The organism is Vibrio qinghaiensis (genome assembly GCF_002257545.1).
GTDB lineage: Bacteria > Pseudomonadota > Gammaproteobacteria > Enterobacterales > Vibrionaceae > Vibrio > Vibrio ordalii.
Genome location: NZ_CP022741.1, coordinates 795993 through 818727 on the forward strand (window position 1 = coordinate 795993; position 22735 = coordinate 818727).

General features: G+C 41.3%; 17 protein-coding genes. 16 read left to right on the top strand and 1 reads right to left on the bottom strand.

Features of this window, described 5'->3' with window-relative positions:
- Nucleotides 1-301 precede the first annotated feature (301 nt).
- From CCZ37_RS03855 to CCZ37_RS03925, 15 genes are all read left to right on the top strand, one after another.
- A complete protein-coding gene (locus tag CCZ37_RS03855; protein ID WP_094499787.1) occupies nt 302-1354 on the top strand; it encodes an efflux RND transporter periplasmic adaptor subunit in 1053 nt (350 codons plus the stop codon).
- Nucleotides 1354-4464, top strand: coding sequence for a vibriobactin export RND transporter permease subunit VexH (gene vexH, locus CCZ37_RS03860; protein ID WP_094499788.1), 3111 nt, complete (start codon nt 1354-1356; stop codon nt 4462-4464). Before CCZ37_RS03855 ends, vexH begins: the two co-directional genes overlap by 1 nt.
- 322 nt (nt 4465-4786) lie before the next feature.
- Nucleotides 4787-5314, top strand: a complete 528-nt coding sequence (locus CCZ37_RS03865) for a low molecular weight protein-tyrosine-phosphatase (RefSeq protein ID WP_094143538.1) — start codon at nt 4787-4789, stop codon at nt 5312-5314.
- 298 nt (nt 5315-5612) lie between these two features.
- Nucleotides 5613-6731 carry a non-hydrolyzing UDP-N-acetylglucosamine 2-epimerase gene (gene wecB, locus CCZ37_RS03870; protein WP_010318579.1) on the top strand — a complete coding sequence of 373 codons (1119 nt, stop codon included), beginning with the start codon at nt 5613-5615 and terminating at the stop codon, nt 6729-6731.
- Between the two features lie 17 nt (nt 6732-6748).
- Nucleotides 6749-7990 (top strand): UDP-N-acetyl-D-mannosamine dehydrogenase VpsB, encoded by a 1242-nt coding sequence (vpsB, locus tag CCZ37_RS03875; RefSeq protein WP_094499789.1) that lies wholly within the window; start codon nt 6749-6751, stop codon nt 7988-7990.
- Nucleotides 7987-8538: a serine O-acetyltransferase gene (locus CCZ37_RS03880; RefSeq protein ID WP_094499790.1), complete on the top strand. Its 552-nt coding sequence runs from the start codon at nt 7987-7989 to the stop codon at nt 8536-8538. Before vpsB ends, CCZ37_RS03880 begins: the two co-directional genes overlap by 4 nt.
- On the top strand, nt 8496-9680 hold the full coding sequence (locus tag CCZ37_RS03885) for a VpsD family glycosyltransferase (protein WP_244187283.1): 1185 nt from the start codon (nt 8496-8498) through the stop codon (nt 9678-9680). The genes CCZ37_RS03880 and CCZ37_RS03885 overlap by 43 nt, the downstream gene beginning before the upstream one ends.
- A complete protein-coding gene (locus CCZ37_RS03890) occupies nt 9677-11101 on the top strand; it encodes a lipopolysaccharide biosynthesis protein (protein ID WP_094499792.1) in 1425 nt (474 codons plus the stop codon). The genes CCZ37_RS03885 and CCZ37_RS03890 overlap by 4 nt, the downstream gene beginning before the upstream one ends.
- Nucleotides 11070-12299: a VpsF family polysaccharide biosynthesis protein gene (locus CCZ37_RS03895; protein WP_244187284.1), complete on the top strand. Its 1230-nt coding sequence runs from the start codon at nt 11070-11072 to the stop codon at nt 12297-12299. Before CCZ37_RS03890 ends, CCZ37_RS03895 begins: the two co-directional genes overlap by 32 nt.
- Before the next feature lie 29 nt (nt 12300-12328).
- The gene (locus tag CCZ37_RS03900; RefSeq protein WP_094499794.1) at nt 12329-12817 is read left to right on the top strand and encodes a serine O-acetyltransferase; all 489 of its coding nucleotides are present in this window, start codon (nt 12329-12331) and stop codon (nt 12815-12817) included.
- 17 nt (nt 12818-12834) lie between these two features.
- Entirely contained in the window at nt 12835-14181 is a 1347-nt protein-coding gene (locus CCZ37_RS03905) for a phenylacetate--CoA ligase family protein (RefSeq protein ID WP_094499795.1), read from the top strand.
- On the top strand, nt 14178-15254 hold the full coding sequence (gene vpsI / locus CCZ37_RS03910) for an exopolysaccharide biosynthesis glycosyltransferase VpsI (protein ID WP_208613926.1): 1077 nt from the start codon (nt 14178-14180) through the stop codon (nt 15252-15254). The genes CCZ37_RS03905 and vpsI overlap by 4 nt, the downstream gene beginning before the upstream one ends.
- Complete coding sequence (gene vpsj, locus CCZ37_RS03915; protein WP_094499797.1) at nt 15251-16423, top strand: exopolysaccharide biosynthesis protein VpsJ; 1173 nt, start codon at nt 15251-15253, stop codon at nt 16421-16423. The genes vpsI and vpsj overlap by 4 nt, the downstream gene beginning before the upstream one ends.
- Entirely contained in the window at nt 16413-17165 is a 753-nt protein-coding gene (gene vpsK / locus CCZ37_RS03920; protein ID WP_094132041.1) for an exopolysaccharide biosynthesis glycosyltransferase VpsK, read from the top strand. Before vpsj ends, vpsK begins: the two co-directional genes overlap by 11 nt.
- A 214-nt stretch (nt 17166-17379) precedes the next feature.
- Nucleotides 17380-18171, top strand: coding sequence for an RbmA family biofilm matrix protein (locus CCZ37_RS03925; RefSeq protein ID WP_167372380.1), 792 nt, complete (start codon nt 17380-17382; stop codon nt 18169-18171).
- A 162-nt stretch (nt 18172-18333) separates the two neighbouring features.
- Here the strand turns inward: CCZ37_RS03925 and CCZ37_RS03930 are convergent, their stop codons facing one another.
- Nucleotides 18334-19524 carry a right-handed parallel beta-helix repeat-containing protein gene (locus CCZ37_RS03930; protein ID WP_094499799.1) on the bottom strand — a complete coding sequence of 397 codons (1191 nt, stop codon included), beginning with the start codon at nt 19522-19524 and terminating at the stop codon, nt 18334-18336.
- Between the two features lie 306 nt (nt 19525-19830).
- Between CCZ37_RS03930 and CCZ37_RS03935 the strand changes: the two genes are divergently transcribed.
- A complete protein-coding gene (locus tag CCZ37_RS03935; protein WP_094499800.1) occupies nt 19831-22707 on the top strand; it encodes a beta-prism lectin domain-containing protein in 2877 nt (958 codons plus the stop codon).
- Nucleotides 22708-22735 lie beyond the last annotated feature (28 nt).

The window sequence follows — 22735 nt, forward strand, 5'->3', positions numbered from 1 at the left end:
TGAGGAATGGATAGTTTTGCTCTATTTATACTCTTCCCACTTGAAGCTGCAGCGGTGTTGGCTACGTTCGCTCACCCCAATCACATAGTTTATCTATGCTCATAGGGATGAACTTACTTGCCGCCTACCTGCAACTTCAAGTTGTTTGGGTATAGCCTGTTTGTGACGCCTAAAAAGCAGCCGGAGGAGGCTAAGTTATGACGTACATTACAGATATTTAATAAGATTTACACTCCTTGACGTTCGAGTGTTGTATAAGCAGTTACAATTCAAGCTGTCTATTTCTTGTTGAATAAAAACCATGAAAAACACGTCTATTCTTTCTTTAATGATGGTTACTTTGCTTACCACACCGTTAAGTTCGTTTGCTGCGCAAGCCTCGCAGGCCGTTGCGGTGGTCGCAGAGCGGGTGGCAACTCATCAAGTATCTCAGTCCCTTTCTCTGATTGGTAAATTAGAAGCTGAACGCGCAGTGGAGATCTCATCCGAAGTTTCGGGAAAGGTCAGTCATATTGCGATTAAAGCCAATCAAGAGGTCAAGAAAGGTCAGCTCTTAATTCAGCTTAATGATGATAAAGCCAAAGCCGCACTTTCAGAGGCTCAAGCCTATTTGAACGATGAACAGCGTAAGTTGAAAGAGTTTGAACGTTTGGTCAAACGGAACGCCATTACCCAAACGGAAATCGATGCGCAAAAAGCGAGTGTTGATATTGCTCAAGCACGTTTAGATGCAGCCAACGCAAATTTAAACGATCTGCACATTAGTGCGCCATTTAATGGCACCGTTGGTTTTATTGATTTTAGTTTGGGCAAAATGGTCAGTGCAGGGACGGAATTGTTGACTTTAGATGACCTATCGGTGATGCAGCTCGATATCCAAGTGCCAGAGCGTTACCTTTCGTTAATCAGTAAAGGTATGACGGTGACGGCGAAGAGTAATGCTTGGGCAAAAAACGAATTTACTGGCAAAGTTGTGGGTATTGATTCACGTATTAATCGTGAAACCTTGAATTTGCGTGTCCGTATTCATTTCGATAACCAAGATGGCAAGCTAAAACCCGGGATGTTGCTTTCTACTAAGTTGAATTTCCCAGCGATTGAAGCGCCCATTATCCCCGTTCAAGCACTCGAATATTCAGGCACTAAACGCTATGTCTATGTGATTGATAGCAATAATAAAGTAATACGCACGGAAGTTTGGCTTGGCGCGCGGATCGGCAATCAAGTGGTGATTGATAAAGGTTTAGCCATTGGCGATAAGATTGTGGTGCAAGGTATCGTGAATATGAGAAACGGTGTGCTCGTCACAGAAGTCAACGTGGATGGCTCACCGATACAAAAGGATGACAAGTAATGTGGTTATCCGATGTTTCAGTGAAGCGCCCTGTGGCGGCGGTGGTACTAAGCTTACTGTTGTGCGTTTTTGGTCTAGTGTCATTTTCTAAGCTTTCGGTCCGGGAAATGCCCGATATTGAAAGCCCGGTGGTTTCAATCAGTACTCGCTATGCAGGGGCTTCAGCTACTATCATTGAAAGCCAAATCACTTCTGTATTGGAAGATCAACTGGCGGGCATTAGCGGGATTGATGAAATTGAATCCACCACGCGTAATGGCATGTCACGGATTACCGTTACCTTTGAACTGGGTTACGATCTCAATACTGGTGTGAGCGATATCCGCGACGCCGTTGCGAGAGCGCAGCGCTCATTACCCGATGAAGCGGATGATCCAACCGTATTCAAAAATAATGGCTCTGGTGAAGCTTCTTTGTACATTAATCTCAGCTCTTCAGAGATGGATCGAACCCAACTGACCGATTATATCGAACGAGCTTTGATTGACCGCTTTAGTTTAATCTCTGGCGTCAGTTCTGTGGATGTGTCTGGTGGTCTTTATAAGGTGATGTATGTCAAGCTCAAGCCGAATCTGATGGCTGGGCGTGGTGTCACGACTTCTGATATATCAAGTGCATTGCGCAGTGAAAATATTGAAAGCCCTGGCGGGGAAGTGCGCAACGATTCGACAGTGATGTCGGTGCGTACCGACCGAGCGTACAAAACGGCGCAAGATTTTGACTATTTAGTGGTGAAGCGCGCAAGTGATAATTCGCCGATTTACTTAAAAGATGTCGCGGATGTCTTCATCGGCGCTGAGAACGAAAACTCAACCTTCAAAAGCGACGGTGTGGTTAATGTGAGTATGGGCATTGTGCCACAGTCAGATGCTAACCCCTTGGATGTGGCGCAGCGTGTCCATCAAGAAGTCGATAATATTCAGCAGTTTCTACCCAAAGGAACGCGCTTGGCCATTGACTACGACTCGACCGTCTTTATTGATCGCTCAATTTCGGAAGTGTATAGCACACTCTTTATCACGGGTGGTTTAGTAATTTTGGTACTGTACATTTTTATCGGCCAAGTTCGGGCAACGCTAATCCCAGCCGTTACTGTGCCAGTATCATTGATCTCTTCTTTTATGGCCGCTTATTATTTCGGATTCTCGATTAACCTTATCACCTTGATGGCGCTGATTCTTTCCATCGGTTTGGTTGTTGATGATGCGATTGTGGTGGTGGAAAATATATTTCATCACATCGAACAGGGAGAGAAGCCACTACTGGCAGCTTATAAAGGGACGCGCGAAGTCGGCTTTGCCGTGATTGCCACCACATTGGTATTAGTGATGGTCTTTTTACCGATCTCTTTTATGGACGGTATGGTCGGCCTGTTGTTCACCGAGTTCTCTGTACTTTTGGCCATGTCGGTTCTCTTTTCATCGCTAATAGCGTTAACTTTAACGCCCGTTCTCGGTAGTAAGATTTTAAAGGTCAATGTCAAACCAAACCGTTTTAATCGTTTTGTTGATCGTGTTTTTGGCCGTTTAGAAGCGGGTTACAAATCCTCTTTACGTTTTGCTATCCGTTGGAAATGGGCTGCACCGCTCATCATCCTTGCATGCGTTGGTGGTAGTTATTTTCTGATGCAGAAAGTGCCTTCTCAGCTCACGCCTTCAGAAGATCGCGGCGTTATTTTTGCCTTTGTGCGCGGAGCGGATGCGACCAGTTATAACCGGATGTCGGCTAATATGGATCTTGTTGAGCAGCGGTTAATGCCCTTGGTTGGCAAAGGTTTTCTCAAGTCGTTTAGTATTCAATCGCCCGCGTTCGGTGGGCAAGCGGGTGATCAGACGGGTTTTGTTATCATGATTTTGGATGACTGGAACGAACGAAGCATTACCGCTCAACAAGCATTAGGGCAGGTAAAAAAAGCGCTAACGGGAATTCCCGATGTACGAGTTATGCCCTTTATGCCCGGCTTTCGTGGTGGCTCTAACGAGCCTGTTCAGTTTGTGTTAGGTGGGTCAGACTATCCTGAACTCAAAAAATGGGCTGAATTGCTAAAAACGGAAGCTGAAAATTCCCCCTTTATGGAAGGTGCTGACACCAATTATTCCGAAAAGACACCTGAACTGGTGGTGACGATTGATAGGCAGCGTGCCGCGGAATTGGGGATCAGTGTCACGGATATTTCAGATACGTTAGAAGTGATGCTCGGCGGGAAGAGTGAAACCAGCTTTGTTGAGCGTGGCGAAGAGTATGATGTTTATCTCCGTGGCGACGAAAATAGCTTCAATAACGCCTCCGATTTAAGCCAGATCTACATGAGAACCGCATCCGGTGAGCTTGTTACACTCGATGCACTTGCGAAAGTGGAAGAAGTGGCATCATCAATCCGCTTGTCTCATTACAATAAGCAAAAGGCGATCACGGTTACTGCAAATTTATCGGCTGGTTACACGTTGGGCGAAGCGCTTGATTTTCTGGATCAGAAAGCCATTGAAACGCTACCTAGTGACATTTCCATTAGTTACTCAGGTGAGTCAAAAGATTTTAAAGAAAACCAATCGAGTGTAGCCATTGTATTTGCGTTAGCGCTGCTTGTCGCTTATTTGGTACTAGCCGCCCAATTTGAAAGTTTTATCAACCCGTTAGTGGTGATGTTGACGGTGCCGATGGGTGTATTTGGCGGCTTTCTTGGTCTATCAATTATGGGACAAGGTATCAACATCTATAGCCAGATTGGGATGATTATGCTGATCGGTATGGTGACCAAAAATGGCATTTTGATCGTTGAATTTGCCAACCAGCTGCGTGACCGAGGGGTTGAGTTTGAAAAAGCAATTATTGATGCTTCAGCAAGGCGCTTACGGCCAATCATGATGACCGCCTTTACTACTTTAGCAGGTTCAATCCCATTAATTATCTCGACAGGAGCAGGCTATGAAAGCCGAGTTGCGGTGGGTACGGTGATTTTCTTCGGTATGGGTTTTGCCACTTTGGTCACTCTATTTGTGATTCCTGCTATGTACCGTTTGGTCTCGGCATCAACACGCTCTCCTGGGCATGTGGAAGCTGAACTTAACCAAGAACTGCTGCACGATGTTAAATCCAGAAGTGTGCACTGATTAATGTACCAAGAGCCTGCGCCCTGCAGGCTCTTCTTTGTTCACCGCTCACACCTATTCCATTCACCGTTATCTATGCCCATTAGATGAACTCACATACGGTCGACCAGTCGAGTTAGCACATCAAGTTATTTGAATATAAAAGCAAGATATCAAATGGTTAATGTGGTTAATGCCATATTCGATAATCTATCAAAATAGCCAGATCTTTTTTCCTATTTAAATCTTAGGTACTAATTATAGATAGACTCAATTTTGAGACACCCATTGCAATGCACCTTGCGATACTCTATCCACCTCTTTAATACAGAGACAAAATGAAGTGAATGCATCAGTAATGGCCATGGAAAATAAAAAACTCTCTATCCTCATCGTATGCATGGGAAATATATGCCGTTCACCGCTTTCTGAAGCTGTTTTGAGCCAAAAAGCGCAACAACAAGGAATTAATTTGTTTGTTGAAAGCGCTGGTACTGTGAATTATCAAGTGGGCCGAAAGCCAGATCCCAAAGCAATATCTGTTGCTGAGCAGCGTGGCTATTCAATGTCAAATTTAAGAGCAAGGCAGGTTTGTTCTGAGGATTTCGAAAAATTTGATCTTATTTTTGCCTTAGATAAAGCCAACTTAGCGGATCTGATTGACATTTGTCCTGCTAGACATAAAGAGAAACTTTCACTGTTTCTATCGCATAGTCACATCGGTGTCACGGAAGTCCCTGATCCTTACAAAGGAAATATTCATATGTTTGAACGGGTTTTGGAACTGATAGAGAGCGGGGCTCAAGGGATCATCGAACATATATCTAAACAATATCAATTAAAGGAAAGTGCAATGAAACTTTGTGTGTAACACATAGAAAGTTTTATATGACTTTTTGAGTACCCACCCAAAAAACAAAGCAACAGTTTGACAATTTATTTCTACTCATCGTTTGTAGGTAGATGATTAAATATGGGTGGTTAATAAGTTTTATCTTATATACATAAAGCAAAAAATGTGAAGAAAATGCGCATTCTAGAGGCGACATCTAGTGGCGGTAGCGTATTTAACCGTTGCTATTCACCATTTTATCTACCTTTTTTGAAGACATAGCGTTGAGCAGTTTGTTCTTAAAAGTCATTTAGTTTAGCCCAAGGAAATAAATAAAGTGAAAAAAATACTCATTGCGTTTGGTACACGACCTGAAGCAATAAAAATGGCGCCTCTAGTTCATCAGCTTAAACAAGATAACCGTTTCGATACAAAAGTATGTGTCACTGGCCAGCACAGGGAAATGCTTGACCAGGTTTTAGAGTTGTTTGAAGTGGTGCCTGATTTTGATCTTAATATCATGGAACCAGGGCAAACACTGACGACAGTAACGACTAAAATCCTGAACGGTATGGAAACGGTTCTAAAAGACTTTCAACCCGACATCGTCTTAGTTCATGGCGATACCGCTACAACGTTTGCGACTTCACTTGCTTGTTATTATCAGCAAATTGCAGTCGGCCACGTTGAGGCTGGGTTACGCACCGGCAATATTTATTCCCCTTGGCCTGAAGAAGCGAACCGCAAGCTTACGGGTGCATTGACTCACTACCATTTCGCACCAACGGCAACATCTCAACAAAATTTATTGGATGAGAACTATTGCCTCGAGAACATCCATATTACGGGGAATACTGTCATTGATGCTTTGCTTATGATCCGTAACAAGATCCACAACGAAAAAGATCTCAACGCTAAGTTAGCTCATCAGTTTCCGATGCTTGATAGCAATAAAAAGCTCATTCTTGTTACAGGCCACCGTCGTGAAAGTTTTGGTGATGGATTTGAGCGTATTTGTGAAGCCTTATCCATCACAGCAAAGCGTCACCCTAACTGTCAAATTCTTTATCCTGTACACCTTAATCCGAATGTTCAAGAGCCCGTCAATCGTCTTTTAAAAGGCATCGAAAACATTTTCTTAGTGGATCCACAACAGTATTTGCCCTTTGTCTATTTGATGGACAGAGCACACATCATTTTAACCGATTCCGGTGGTATTCAAGAAGAAGCACCGTCGCTAGGTAAGCCTGTATTAGTGATGAGAGATACCACCGAACGACCTGAAGCGGTAAGCGCGGGTACCGTCAAACTGGTTGGGACTAACACACAACTGATTTGTGAAGAGTTAGACCGGTTGCTTAGTGATGAGCGCGCTTACCAACTCATGAGTCAAGCACACAATCCATACGGTGATGGCAAAGCCTGTCAACGTATCGCCGACATTCTAGCAAGATAAGATTTAAGGAAAATAAGATGTTTAATAAAGTCTCTGTGATTGGCTTAGGGTATATCGGCCTGCCAACGGCTGCCGTTATTGCTTCTCGTGGTATTGAAGTGATTGGTGTAGATGTTAATCAACACGCTGTCGATACAATCAACAAAGGTGAAATTCACATTGTCGAACCGGATTTAGATATCGTAGTTCGAAGTGCAGTGATGACTGGTAAACTAAAAGCAACCGTGACAGCTGAACCAGCCGATGCTTTCTTAGTGGCGGTACCCACACCATTTAAAGGTGATAATCACGAGCCCGATCTTAGCTATATCGAAGCGGCCGCTAAAGCGATTGCATCAGTTCTGGAAAAAGGCAACTTGGTGGTATTGGAAAGTACTTCCCCAGTTGGTGCGACAGAAAAGCTTTCTGCATGGTTAGCAGAGGCTCGCCCTGATTTAACTTTCCCACAGCATAAAGGTGATACCGCTGACATTAAAGTAGCGCATTGCCCAGAGCGAGTTTTACCGGGTTATGTACTACAAGAATTAGTCAGCAATGACCGAGTGATTGGTGGTATGAGTAAATCGTGTAGCGAGAAAGCGATGGCTCTGTATAAAACCTTTGTTAAAGGCGAATGCATCATCAGCAACTCTCGTACGGCGGAGATGGCGAAATTAACAGAAAACTCCTTTCGCGACGTCAATATTGCATTCGCGAACGAACTTTCCCTTATTTGTGAGAAATTAAAAATCAATGTTTGGGAATTAATTAAATTGGCCAACCGCCACCCTCGGGTCAACATATTAAACCCAGGACCAGGTGTTGGCGGGCACTGTATTGCAGTTGACCCTTGGTTTATTGTTAACAGCTGCCCAGAAGAAGCAAAACTGATTGCTGCTGCTCGTCATGTTAATGATGGTAAACCACACTGGGTCGTTGATCAGGTAAAACAAGCCGCAGATCAGTTCAAAAAACCAGTCATTGCCTGCCTAGGTTTGGCCTTTAAAGCCGATATTGATGATTTACGTGAGAGCCCAGCTTTAGACATCACTTTGCATTTAGCACAAGACAATATCGGAAAAATCTTAGCAGTAGAGCCAAATATCCACCAACTACCGGGTAAGTTAACAGAACATGATGTTGAGCTAGTCTCGCTAGAGCGTGCTTTAGAGTTAGCCAATATCGTTGTGGTGCTGGTTGATCATCGAGATTTTAAAGAAGCAGATAAAACGGCGTTTGCCAAGAAAGTCGTGATTGATACTAGAGGTGTGGTTGCTTGAGTTCAGCATTCGATCTAATTAAAGCTGATCTGTATCGTCATACAGGAAAGTTGTCGACGGGGTTACTCATCAAGAATCTGATGTTTAACCCTGGTTTTAAGTATATGTTTTGGTTGCGATTATGCCGAAGTGAAAATCGTTTATTACGTTCATTTGCTAGGCTAATGCATAAAAATTTATCCATTAGGTACCAAATACAAATACCGAAAGAAACCGATGTTGGCCCAGGGTTATACCTAGGGCATGGTACTGGGATAATTATCAACAGTACCGCGAAGATCGGTGCCAATTGCAATTTGAGTCCTTTTACTGTGGTTGGCTCTAATCACAGTAAAGCGGCAACAATTGGTGATAATGTTTACATAGGCCCTCACGTTACTATCGTTGAATCAGTGCATATTGCCAATGGTGTTGAAATCGGTGCAGGTAGTGTGGTGGTAAAAGATATACCAGAATATGGCGTTGTTGTCGGTAATCCAGGCCGAGTACTCAATCAAGGAAGTGTTTGCCGTTATATACAAAACCCATATCTGAAAAAGGAAGAATGATGAGGAAAATATTGCTTGTAGTTCCTCTCAGTACGGTTAAATGGGGGAATGATAATGCTGGTGGTGTTGATAGTGTTTGCCAGCAAATTATTCGTTTTTTGGCTGAAAATCCCCCAGACGGCTATATTTATGAAATACTTGCCATTAAGGTTGGAGTCTCAGATGTTGAATTTTTTAAAAAACAAGAGTTGCATGAACGCGTTACATTAACGTTTATTCCTAACAAAGGTAAAGTTAACGGGATTAAGCTTCCTGGATTTCTTTTTCAAAATTATCATTTAAATAAAATCTGTAATCGATTCAAGCCAGATATCGTCCATAGCCATCTATTGAGTTTACCTCTGTATCTACAACCTGGAATCAAATCTGTAGTAACACTTCATTCATATGGAAAAATTGGAAGAACGCCAAGAGGTAAAATGAATGATATCTTGTTCGAATATCTACTTCCATGTAGAACATTGCATTTGGCTAATAAGATCACATGCGTTGGTGATATTATTTTCGATGCAATAAGAGAAACATATCCAAATAAAATAATCAAGATAGGTAATCCTATTGATGATGCGTTTTTTAAAGGTTGTAATGACAAGAAGGTGAAAAATTCAACTATCCGTTTAGTTACGTGCTCAATTATAACTCCGAAGAAACAAATTGATAAAATGATAGAGCTTATGAGCGAACTATCTAAGCATATAGAGATAGAACTTATTGTCATAGGACCCGGCGTAAGTACATATTTGACTGAATTAAAGCGTAAAGCATCAGATTTGATGGTTGATAACAATATTCATTGGTTAGGTTCTATGTCACAACCTTTGATTTTTGAACAGTATAAAAAGTCTGATGCTGCCATTTTTTTATCTAAAGAAGAAACTTTTGGATTAGCACCGTTAGAAATGCTAGCTACAGGTCTCCCACTCATTTCGACCAGAGTCGGAATTTTAGATGAACAATATGCATTTTTCAAAGAAAGCGGTGTATTGTTTTTAGATCTAGAAAATACCACATCTTATGTAAAAGATTGCTTGGTTTTTTTAAATAAACCACATTATATTGACCTAGAATTGTTGGCCAATCGATTTTCTGCAAATAGTATTGTTCAGCAGTATCAGAATGTGTATCAGGAGTTAGAAAAGTGATAAACAAACTTTTCAAATACGCACCTGTACAAATACTATCAGCACTAAGTCTATTTGTCTTAATTTCAATTCAAACTCGTTTTTTAACCCCTAATGAGTATGGCTTATTAGCCATGCTTCTTGTTTTTTCCGAAGGTGCTAGAGCCGTACTAATACAATGGGTAAATAGCTGCCTAATCAGATTTTATTCAACTTCTGATGTGGATCTTAAGCCCAGTTTTCAATCTCAAACCACCCGGTGGCTAATTTATAGTTTACTAATGTCTAGTGTCGTTATAGCTGGTTGTATGCAGGTGTTTTCTAATTTTTCTTGGGCCAATTTCTCTGCAATTTATGCATTACTTATCAGTAAAAGCATTTATATGTATCTAATCGAGTGTGCCAGAGTTGAAGATCGAGTGTCGCTATACCGTCGCACAGTATTCTTGCAGGCAATGCTAGTTATGATCACTAGTTTTGTTATTCTAAGTTGGCATGCACACATTTTGTCTGCAATTTTTTCATTAGTGTTGAGTTATTTTGTCTCAATTATTATTGCTGGTTATAGTGGGAAATTTACTCTTAAATTAGATAAAACGATGCGTAAGGAAGTGCTCAACTATGGCATTCCTTTCATGGTCTCAGGTTTACTTGGTATTTTAGCATCTCGAAGTGATAGAGTATTGGTAGCCACCCTTGCCAATTTAGAGCAAGCAGGCTTATATGCAGCTATTGCCAATTTACTGCTAGGTATTATGGCCCTTGTCTTTATGATTGTTGCATTACCATCATTTCCAGAGTTAACTAAGGTTGTTGATAACAAAGAAAAACTCTATCAACAGCACCGCTATTATGGTGGTGTGTTATGCGCCTTAAGTCTGCCTGCAACCATTGGAATTTGCTTACTTGCGTCTTCGTTTGTGGAAGTGTTTTTAGGTGAGTCCTATCATGTGATGGATTTGAAAATATTTTACCTTTTAGCATTTTCAGCTTGGTTTCTAAATATTCGAGGTCATTTTTTAGACCATGGTTTTCAATTTATATTGAAAACAAAATGGATGCCACTCTTGACATTCTGTACTTTGGTAACTCAAATGGTTCTCTCATTCGTCCTGATTCCGCAATATGGTGCATTAGGTGCGGCAGGGAGTTTAGCTATTGCATTTTTCATCGGCGCACTATGCAGTCTTTGCATGGGAACATTCTTAGGCTACCGTTATCCATTACCGCAATGTTTACTCCAAACAGCCATTGCATCTAGTATTATGTCATTAAGTATTTTTTGTACTAAGTATTATGTGGCTGAATTTATTCCAGTAGTTAAGTTGTTATTACTCGTTGCTGTTAGTTGTTTATCATATACTAGCACTCATATCGTACTAAATAGCTTTTCTGTTCGAGATCATTTCAGTGATTGGAGAAGAAAACGTGCGAAGTGTTGATACCTATGTTCCTATTTTAATAGCGATCATGGCTTCTGTGTTTTTAGGTGGCTATCTTCTTGAAAACTTAGGAGTTAATTATGTTTCGGATGGTGGTTCCGCGCTACTTAAAATACATTTATATACATATGTTATTTTCGCCATGTTTGCTATTTTAGCAATGAAATTTGGACCGGCATGGTTTTGTGAACGACTTGGTTCATTTAATAAAACATGGTGGATTGCCATATTTTCTTTATCATTTGTCATTATATATGGATATTTTAGACACGGAACGTCTGGAATGGCATACCTCATCAATACTTTTCTTGCACCCTTGTTATTTATTCCTTTGCTTTCTAGTTTAGATGATCTTAAAAAAGATAAAGTTATTAAATTGATCTCATACTTGATATTGCTTAACTCAGTGATTGCCATTTTTGAATATTTAACAAGTTCTCGTGTCGTTGATATTGATTTTCAGGCATTTTCATTTTTTCGGTCAAGTGCCTTACTTACTCATCCTCTTAACAATGCACTAATTACGGCTAGCTTAGGGTTGTTAATATTTAAACGGACATTATTGCCGGGTTTTCTTTACATATTAATTACTCTATTAGGGTTGTTTGCTTTTGGCGGGAGAGCAGCATTAATTATATTCTCATGCATGTTTTTCTTATATTGCATCCCGAGTGGTTGGAAGTTTATAACGACAGGGATTAGAGGTGATAAAAGAAAGATAGCGCTATTCATGTTTTTAGGCTATTTTGCTTTAGTGTTCTTTGTATTTATCATCGTTGGTTCCGGTATTACTGAAAGAATTATGTCTAAACTTTATATTGATGGAAGCGCATCAGCACGTATAGATGTATTTTTCCTTTTTGATCAATTGACAGCTTCTGAATGGGTATTTGGTGCAAGCCATAGATTACTAGAGTCAATAGAATTATATATAGGCATAAGTGTTATTGAAAATTATTTTATAGGCTGGATTTTCACATTTGGTTTGATGGGGACAATTCCTTTGTCTATATGCGTTTTTCTAACATTATATTATTTTGCTAAAAATGGAGATATAGCATCTAGACTTGCTGTTGTTACATTTATGATTGTCGGTCTTACAAATAATTCATTAACAACAAAAACTCCAGTTTTACTCTTACTTTTTAGTGTGTTGTATTTAATCTCTGTTAGAAAAACACAGGCTAATAATTATTAATAATCAAATTATCAGGAGCTAGACTTTTAATGCCTAATGCTATTTTTTTCTATCGAATTTCTAGGTGGCTCTATCTTAAGAAAATTCCATTTTTACCAAAGTTTCTTCAACTTGTTATATTCATATTGTACAACTCGAAAGTTCCACCAGATGCTGATATTGGCAAAGGATCATTTCTAGTCGTAAAAGGTGTTGCTGTTGTTATTATAAATGGTGCAAAAATCGGCAAGCGCTGTCGAATAGGTATTGGTTGTCGAGTCGTTGGAAAAGGTCCATATAAAAAGGTTCCAGTTATCGGAGATGATGTTTTCTTAGGCCCAGGTTGTGTGATTGTTGGGCCCGTGATTATTGAAGATAATGTGGTCGTTGCGCCGAATTCTGTTGTCACAAAAAGTGTACCAAAGGGGGCTATTGTTGCAGGTATTCCAGCTAAAATTATTGGCAATGTGTCTGATTTAGATTATGACATTTTGAAGAATGAAAGCTATTTAGATGACACTGCACCTTTTATGAACTAATTTGAGGTTTTGATATTATGTTTTTAAGTAAAATATATAGAAAGTCCCCTTTGTTAATTCAAAATCTTCTTCTTAGTTGCCGGGCTATTATTAGAAAGTTTATTAGAGAGAATAAACATCAACAGTCGTTGACTCGAGATTTATTAGAGCATGATTATAATAAAGACCTTTTGAAAAAATATAGTGAACTTCAATTGGAGTTAGCGTTAAAAAATGCAATGAAAGCTAAGTTTTATAAGGAAAAGCTAAAAACCACTTCAGAAAGTGAAGGGTTAACACATTTTCCAATGATTAATAAAAATGAAGTTAGACATTGTGCTGAAGATTTCATTAATTCCACAGAAAAAACGGCACCGATTAAAGGGGCAACCAGTGGGACGACTGGTACACCTTTATCAATTAGTCAAAATATGCAATCCGTGATTCGTGAGCAGGCCTTTTTCGCAAGGCACCTTCAGTGGGCTGGATACAAAAAAGGTGACAGACGTGCTTGGATCCGTGGTGATATGATCGTACCAATGGAGCAAAAAGAAGCACCTTTTTGGCGTCATTCATGGTTTGAAAATATGCTCATGCTATCTTCGTTTCATATGGCTCAACAAGCTTTGCCGCTATACATTAAGGCAATGGTTGATTTTGGAGTGGACATAATTCAAGCATATCCTTCTTCGATTGCTACGTTAGCCCGCTATTTAGAGGCTAACCAAAGTTACTATCCGGCGAAGCTCAAATCCATTATTACTTCATCAGAATCGTTGTCTGCAGAAGATCGCCAAGTTATTGAGACGCGCTTTGGCTGCAAAGTGTTTGATTGGTATGGCCTATTTGAAAGGGTTGCTGCAATTGCTAATTGTGAGCATGGTCGTTATCACGTTCTCACCGATTACTCACATGTTGAGTTTTTAGATGCGGGAAATAGTACTCATGAAATTGTCGGCACTAATTTCAATAATAGCTACTTTCCTCTAGTCAGGTACAAAACTGGTGACCATGTCGTATTGTCTGACGAGAAGCAGTGTCCATGTGGGAGATTCTACCCAATAATTGAACATATTAAGGGACGTGTTGGTGATTATCTCGTCGGCGAAGATGGTCAAAAAGTGCATATCCTGAACCATATACCTAAAGGTGTCACTGGGATTATAGCATGCCAATTTGTTCAGAGTGAACGTGGACAGATTGTGGTGAAAGTGGTGGCGGATGCTGAGCAATTTAATGAAGAGCAGCAACAAAAGTTAATCGGTAATACTCAAGCTCGCTTAGGAAGCTCGTTAATTGTCACCATAGAAATGGTGGCAGCGCTTGAGCGTACCGGGAATGGTAAGATTCGACAAGCTATCTGTACTATCAAGGATGTGTTGTGAGAAAAGCGATTAATCTAATGGTCGCCACTGACCTGAAAGGTCAAGGTGGCGTGGCAACTGTGGTTTCAACGTACGCTGATTGCGGTTTTTTAGAGGAAAACCAAATCAAGTTGATTGCTTCACACTCAAGTTTAGACCACGGACAGAAATGGCGAATGACATTACGCTTTATGCTTGCTCTCTGCCAGTTGTTGTACTGCTTTGTACGTTACCGAGTTGGCCTTGTGCATATTCACATGTCATCACGAGGTAGCTATCGACGTAAATCTGTGATTGTGCGCCTGGTTAATGTTTTGAAAGGTAAGGTTATTTTACATTTGCATGGTGCTGAGTTTCGTGATTTCTATCGAGATGAGTGCAATGTGGATCAGCAAACTCACATTCGACGTACTTTTGCTATAGCTGATCATGTACTGGTACTATCCACTCAATGGCTGACATGGCTACAAGAGGTGATAGGACGAACACAAGGTGTTTCTGTGCTGTATAACGCCGTACCCAGTTTGGCTTTAGATCGCCATCTTGCTCAACCTGGTCGTATTGCCTTCCTTGGTCGTTTAGGCACGCGCAAAGGTGTGGGTGACCTGATTCAAGCTTTTGCGTTAGTCAAACAGCGTTGTCCTGAGGCGCAGCTTTATCTCGCTGGCGATGGCGATATTGAAATTTATCAAGCTATGGCTAATAAAATGGGGCTCGCTGACTCTGTGTACTGTTTAGGCTGGATTGCTGGTGAGGCGAAGACCAACTTATTGACTCAAACGGATATTTATTGCTTACCCAGCTATAACGAAGGCTTTCCAATGGGAGTGATAGAAGCCATGTCGGCAGGCATTCCTGTGGTAGCAAGCCGAGCGGGCGGGATTCCTGATGCAATTAGTAATGGTGAAGAAGGGCGTTTAATTGAGGCTGGCGATGTGGTTGCTTTAGCGCAAGCACTTGGCGATTTGATTGAGCAGCGTGCCGAAAATCAACGTATTGCCACGGCGGCTAAGCAAAAGTTTGTTGAAAACTTCTCTTTGCAGGCGGTGATCCCGCGTCTACAAACACTCTACGATGAGCTATTAAAATCATGAGATCGACGACTGTAGCTGACATTAGCCAATGTTTATTGAATAAAGCTCGTACAGAACAATTTGCTGGATATGACCCTTTTGATGGACTCAATTCAAGCTGGTTCAAGCGCTTGCCGATAAGCAAAGACTCGACTTTCGGCTTAGCATGGATCCAGTTGTTCAAACGCTCTCCCCTTAATCTTCGGCCATGGCTAGGTGTGCCCAAAGCGCGAAACCCTAAAGGCGTGGCTCTGTTTATTCTCGGATTAATCGAAGAGTATCAAGTGACCAAAGATCCCGCTTTGCTCACAGAAGCGGAGCAACTTGCGCTGTGGCTAGTGGCTCAGCGTTGTGATGAGCAAATCTGGCATGGTGCCTGTTGGGGGTATCATTTTGATTGGAAAGCGCGTGCATTCTTTGTTCCTAAGGGGAAGCCAAATGTGATCACGACAGTCTATGTCAGCCGTGCCTTACACCAATTGGGGCAACTGACGGGGCGAGCTGACTGGGTCGAGTTGGCGCTGCGCAGTGGTGATTTTATTGCTGGCCATTTATTGACTCAAAATGAGAGCGGGGAGTTTTTTGCGTATATCCCCGGGGAAACGGCGTTTGTGCACAACGCCAGTTTGTGGGCGGCAGCTTGGCTGGCCGTGGTCGGTCGAGAAACGTCTCGCCCAGACTACACTGAGTTGGCATTACGCATTGCGCGTAACAGTGCTCAGGCTCAAGCTGCCGATGGCAGCTGGGCCTATGGTACTCGTCATCATCATGTGTTTATTGACGGATTTCATACGGGCTACAATTTAGAAGCACTACACCTCATACGAACTACTTTAGCGACAAAGGAATTTGATGAGGTGATTGCACGCGGTTTTTATTTTTACAAGCAGCATCTATTTGAAACCGATGGAACAGCGAAATATTACCACAACAATCCTTATCCACTGGATCCGCACTCAGTATCACAGGCAATTATTACCTTACTCAGTGTTGGAGGTGAGGAGAGTGATGTTGTTTTGGTTAAACGCGTCATTCAGCGTGCTATTCAAACGCTGTACATGCCCGAGCGGGATCAGTTTGTTTATCAACGTAACAAACGTTTGGTTAATCGAATTCACTACGCGCGCTGGACACAGGCGTGGATGTACTTTTCATTCCGTTTTTATTTAAGAATTACCAATGAGGAATAACCGATTGAAACGCATTAATTTTCTTGGTAGCCCAATGGATGTGGCTTCGATGAGTGAAACTGTTGCTCTGATCCGCGATCGCATTTTGCGACAAGAGTTTACCCAGCATGTGGTCGTCAATGTTGCTAAGTTAGTCAATATGCGTAAGGATTCTGAATTGGCTCAGTCCGTGACCGAGTGTGACATTATCAATATCGATGGTATGGGTGTGGTTTGGGGCGCGCGCTTTTTAGGTCACCAAGTTCCCGAACGAGTGGCGGGTGTTGACTTGTTTCTAGAGCTCAATGCGATGGCTGCACAAGAACAAATGCCAGTGTTCTACCTAGGCGCAAAGTCGGAGATTGTTGAAAAAACGGCTGCGGCCATGCAGGCAAAGCATCCACAATTAGTGATTGCGGGTTATCACCATGGCTATTTTTGGGATGATGAGCACGCGATAGTTGAAAAGATCCGTCAATCAGGGGCGAAACTACTGTTTGTGGCGATCACGTCGCCGAAAAAGGAAAATTTTATCAACCGCTGGCAAGAGCAGTTGGGGGTTTTGTTTGTGATGGGGGTTGGTGGAACATTTGATGTTGTTGCAGGCCATGTTTCTCGTGCACCCTTATGGATGCAAAAATCTGGGTTGGAATGGTTATATCGTGTATTACAAGAACCTAGAAGAATGTGGAAGCGTTATTTAGTGACTAATAGTCGTTATGCTTGGCTACTACTTAATGAAAAAATAAAGCGAAAGAATTAAATTGGTCAAATGAAAGTAAACTTTAGTTTATTTTCAGGGAATCTATTAGTTGAATCAAATTTGTTTATTATTATTAATACTTAGTCAATGTGATTGTCTTAGATTTGATAAAGGCGGATCCTTTAATAAAAAGCGGATGTATTTTCTATAGTTATGAATTAGCCTTAGTGTCAGTTGTAAAAACAAATGGTTGTCTAACTTTAAAGGATCTATCATGAACAAACGTCATTATTATCTGGTCTCATGCTTGGCATTGTTATTTTCAACTGCTTCTTATGCGGAAGTGGATTGTGAGTTACAGCCAGCGATTGAAGCAAACCTTTCATTAAATCAAAACCAGTTGGCAAGTAACGGTGGGTACATTTCTAGTCAGCTAGGGATTCGTAATGAAAGCTGTGAAACAGTGAAGTTCAAGTACTGGCTATCGATTAAAGGTCCAGAAGGTATCTACTTCCCAGCCAAAGCGGTAGTTGGAGTCGATACAGCGCAGCAAGAGTCTGATGATCTTACTGATGGTCGTATGTTGAATGTTACACGTGGTTTCTGGGTTCCAGAGTATATGGCTGATGGTAAATATACTGTTTCTCTTCAAGTCGTTGCAGAAAATGGAGTAGTATTTAAAGCCAACCAAGAATTTGTTAAAGGGGTCGATTTAAATAGCCTACCTGAACTCAATGGTTTGACTATTGATATCAAAAATCAATTTGGTATTAATAGTGTGGAAAGTACCGGCGGTTTTGTTCCATTCACCATTGATTTAAATAATGGCCGTGAGGGAGAAGCTAAGGTCGAGTTCTGGATGACTGCGGTAGGTCCTGATGGTTTGATTATTCCAGTTCATTCCAGAGAAAAATGGATGATCACCGCTGGAAACACTTTTTCAAAAGTGCGTGGAATTAATTTCGATAAAAGCTATCCAGCGGGTGAATACACAATTAATGCTCAAGTTGTAGACACTGTTTCTGGTGAGCGAGTGGAACAGTCAATGGCAGTGGTAAAAAAATAATTTTACCTAGTCACTTAGTTGTATGTATAAAAACCGCCTTTGGTGGTTTTTATTGTATTTTTTGAATGATATAAGCAATATATTCTTAACGTTGAATTGCATTGTGGTCACTTACTCTTGAGCTCAATCAAATAGTTGTATCTTGCAGGTGGTGCGCACTTATCAATCTTTAGTAACATCCTGCATATGATAATTTTCATTATAAAGTTGTTCATTGTTTTTAATGTTAATAAATTTGCTTTTATTGTCAAGTGAGATGAATTTACTATATGGTGTTAATTGATACTGATTTCCTGTAATATTGACGTTTTCAAATGAAACGAGATTGTCTTGGCTATTGGTTCTGATGATGGCTTTATATTTATTTTCTATTTCAGAGTCAAAGTAAATTCTTTCAAATATATTATTGCTGATTTGAATGTTTTTGATGGATTGGTTGGTTGGGTCATTGATGCTAAAGCTTTGCAAACGTATACCTTGTTGAATGGCATCAAAAGTGTTACCTATAATGGAGATGTTTCCCCACTGAACATTTTGTTCCGTTCTAGAGTTTGGGTAAATATTGATAGCGAACCCATTTATATTTGAGAAGGTGTTTCCTGAGTAATAAACGTCAGAATAATAACTGACTTCATTTGAAGTCCCATTAATATTTTCAAAGTGATTACTAATAATTTTTGCACCTCTGGTATCCGCTCGTGCAGATAATTTTAATTTACACGCATTAAATTGATTATTGTCAATGATAATATCTTGCGTACCTGGCATTTCTGTTCCTACAGTCGCTTGCGTTGTGGTCACTTGAGTACAATGTTCAAAGCGGTTATGGCTAACTCTGATTGCCATAGATCCTGGTTGAATAGAGAGATCATTGCTTGCCGTCGTCATGCGCAATGCGGCGTCACCAAAGCGAGCGAATTTATTTTGAACCACTAAGGTACCTTTAGTGCTGCCAAGGTAGACACCTTGTTCTCCCCATATAGGTTTTAAGTCACCATTATTCAGCCCTTCAAAACTGAGACCTTGCAGTTTGATATTTTGTGTGTACATGATACTGAGTAAATACTCACCATTAAATGGACTACATTTCTTTAATTTACTGTGTATGGAGCCAATAATTTCAATGTTATTCTTTTTCTTTAAATAAAGGGTTTTGCAAATTTGATATTCGCCGGAGGGGATAATCAGTGTATCACCATTATTTAATTGATTCAGCGCATTTTGAAATGCGGATGAATCATCTTGTCCATCATTCGCAATGGCACCATATTCTATTACATTATGAGAAACGACTTCAGCGATAATGGCTGGGCTTAGGCTGAGTAAAATAAGTGAAATAAATATGTAATGCAAGATGTCACCCTCTTTGTGGAATTGGTTTTAGTATAACAGTACAAATAAAATGGTTAGTAAAAAAACGGAGAGATATTCTCTGCTGTCTATTTTTCTCAATTTTGATATGTCTCATTATTGAGGCGTTAAAGTAGGTGTACAGTATTGAGATAACCCTTCCAATTATTTATGATTCTGTAAGTTCTATATCGGTAATCTGTAGCACCAGTTCCTAGGTTTTAAAAATAATAATCACATAAAATCAACCAGATGCATATTGTTTTCTGGCTTTGAAATAATTAACCCAAAGTAAAGGGAGTCTTATAGATGACGTCTCAGTATATTGCACTTACTGTTGGCCTTTTGTCGTTAAGTAGCAACGTAGCTCAAGCCACAACGAATGAAGCCGAAGGGTGTATTATCAGCCGCCTAAATGGTGAAAAATATTGTTTGAATGTAGGAGAGCGCTCGGGATACTCCCTACCTAGCTGGATTTATGCTCATCCAGTCGATGTACAGGCTCCGAGTGGTGTCTCTGTCATGCTGAGTGATTGGGACAACCTGTCTTATAACCGTTTGGCTGTGTTCAATCGTTATACTGGCAACGAAGATCTTAAGAACGTTAAGGCCTACAACGGCGCTTATTTAGATTTTTCTAAACCACGCTCAATGCGAGTGCTGGCTTCTGAAACTTATCCTGAGGCTTGTATCGTTAGCCGCCAAACGGGTGAGCGTTTCTGCTTGAAAGAGGGTGAGCGCTCAGGCTACTCATTACCTGCTTATATCTATGCTCATGAAGTGGATGTGGAAGCGCCACAAGGTTTAGGTGTCATGCTGAGTGATTGGGATAACCTCTCTTATAACCGTTTAGCGGTATTTGGTGGTCATACTCAAAATGAGCAAATGCGAGCAGTCACAGCCTACAATGGCGAAACTCTTGATTTCTCAAAGCCTCGTTCAATGCGAGTTGTTCCTTATGGAGGTGACAGCTCTGCACTCAATATGAAGCTTAAGTGGTCTTGGCAAGGAAGTGCTTTCCAACCTAATTCTAACCAAGTGATGGTTACGCCGGTTGTCGCGCAACTGAATGATGACAATGGCGATGGCAAGATTGATGAAAAAGATGTCGCAGATTTGATCGTAGTGACATTTGAAGGAAACAAATATGCCAATGGCGGTTTAGTGCGTGCTTTAAGTGGTGTGGATGGTTCTGAGTTGTGGAGTTATGCGAATGGTGGTGTGGTCGCGGATGCGCGTTATTCTCCAGCTGTAGCCGATCTGGATGGTGACGGAATCGTTGAAATTGTTACAACCAACAATCGCGATCAATTCATCACGATTTTGGATAACCAAGGCAACATCAAAAAACAGATCCCAACCACAGAAAGTGGCTGGCGTATTGTTGGTGATATCACGTTGGCTGATTTAGACCATGATGGCAGCGTCGAAATTCTGGCTGCAGATGGTGTGTATAACTACCACACAGGTCTTGTGTTTAGTCATCCTTGGGCCCCTTCATCGATCAATGTCGATGTCGATGGCGATCAGCAACAAGAAGTGTTTTCGGGTGGTACTCTGTTTCAAAATAACGGCGCGATCAACTGGCAATACCATGCCAATGATGCAGTTTGGTTCTCTTCGCTGGTTAACCTAGATAATGATGCTGAACCAGAGATTATCGCTTCAGTTCCTGCTTCTGCATCAACTGGGCATAACGCACGTTTTGCTGTGCTAGAGCACGATGGCACCATTAAGTGGGAAATCAACAACACTGCCAATCCAGGCGGTGGCGTGCAGGCGGTATCTAACTTTTTAGGCAAAGCTCAAGCAGTAGAAACGACTGAGTTCTCAAAAATCTACGGTTATCAACCTAATAGCAATCCTGCTTCTATTGTTTTGGCGGTCGATGGCAAAATCTCTGTTCGCTCAGGGTTGGCCATTGATGCGATTGGTACTTCTGCTTCGACTTTAGTCGGTGGTACGGGAGGCAATCTTAATGCCGCAGTTAACGTCAAAGATATTAAAGCGATTGATCTGACTTGGGGTAAATACTATTGGGGCGGTTATCATTTATTGGCGCTCGATTTTAGAATGAGCAACGGTAGCGTGATTTCTATGGGCTCTAAAAACTATGCTTATTCCAAGCAGACCGAACGCTTTACTGTGCCAGCAGGTAGCCGCATTAAAGGCATCAAAGCTTGGACCGCGGGTTGGCTGTTGGACGGAGTTCAGTTTGAGTTAGCTACGCAAAATGGTACCAATGATCTGGATGTAAAAGGGATTGTTTACGCAGGCTATGCTGCTGTCGATATGTATAACAGCAAAGGCGAGCGTGTTTGGTCTGTGGCAAATGACGATACTGGTAGCGGTAAAATTGGTGTATCTGCCTATGACTTTGATAATGATGGTATCGATGAAGTACTCGTACAAGATCATGCTCATGTGCGTGTATTAGATGGAAAAACGGGTAAAGAACGTGCATCGCTAGCGCACTCCACAGCGACACTTTGGGAATATCCTATCGTGGTCGATCTGGAAGGTGACAACAATGCAGAACTGATTGTTGTTGCTAATGATTTTGATAAAAATTATGTGGGTAACCATGGTGTGTTTGTTTATGAATCTGCTGATGCATCCAAACCTTGGGCCAATGCAACTCGCATCTGGAACCAGCATGCTTTCCATCTGACGAATGTTACTCAAGATGGTGTAGTGCCTACAAATGCGACACCGAGTTGGTTGAGTCATAATACATACCGTTCGAGTACATTACGTGCAACGGTGGGTGGTGAGTCTCCAATTTTTGGTTACTCAAATACTCAGCAATCGCAACGTGTCGTGACGGCGGATAACCAGATGTATCTGCGTTCTGGTTTTGCGATCGATGCGATCGGCACGACGGCCAATAACTTGGTTGGCGGCCCGGTACAAGGTACTAACGGTGGTGTGCTAAGAGCACCGATTGCTCTTGAACAATTGCAATCCGTGGAAGTTACCTCTGGTCTTTATAACTGGGGGGGGTACCACATAGTGGCGATTAAGTTCACGATGAAGGATGGCTCTAGCGTGTTATTAGGTTCAACCCACTATGCGAGCAACACAAAAGTTGAAACGTACACTGTGCCGCAAGGTAAACGCATCAAGCAGATCAATGTTTGGACTGGTGGCTGGTTAGTTGAAGGCTTGCAGTTTGTATTCGATTAATTGATATCGTTTTAATTCAATGATTGAG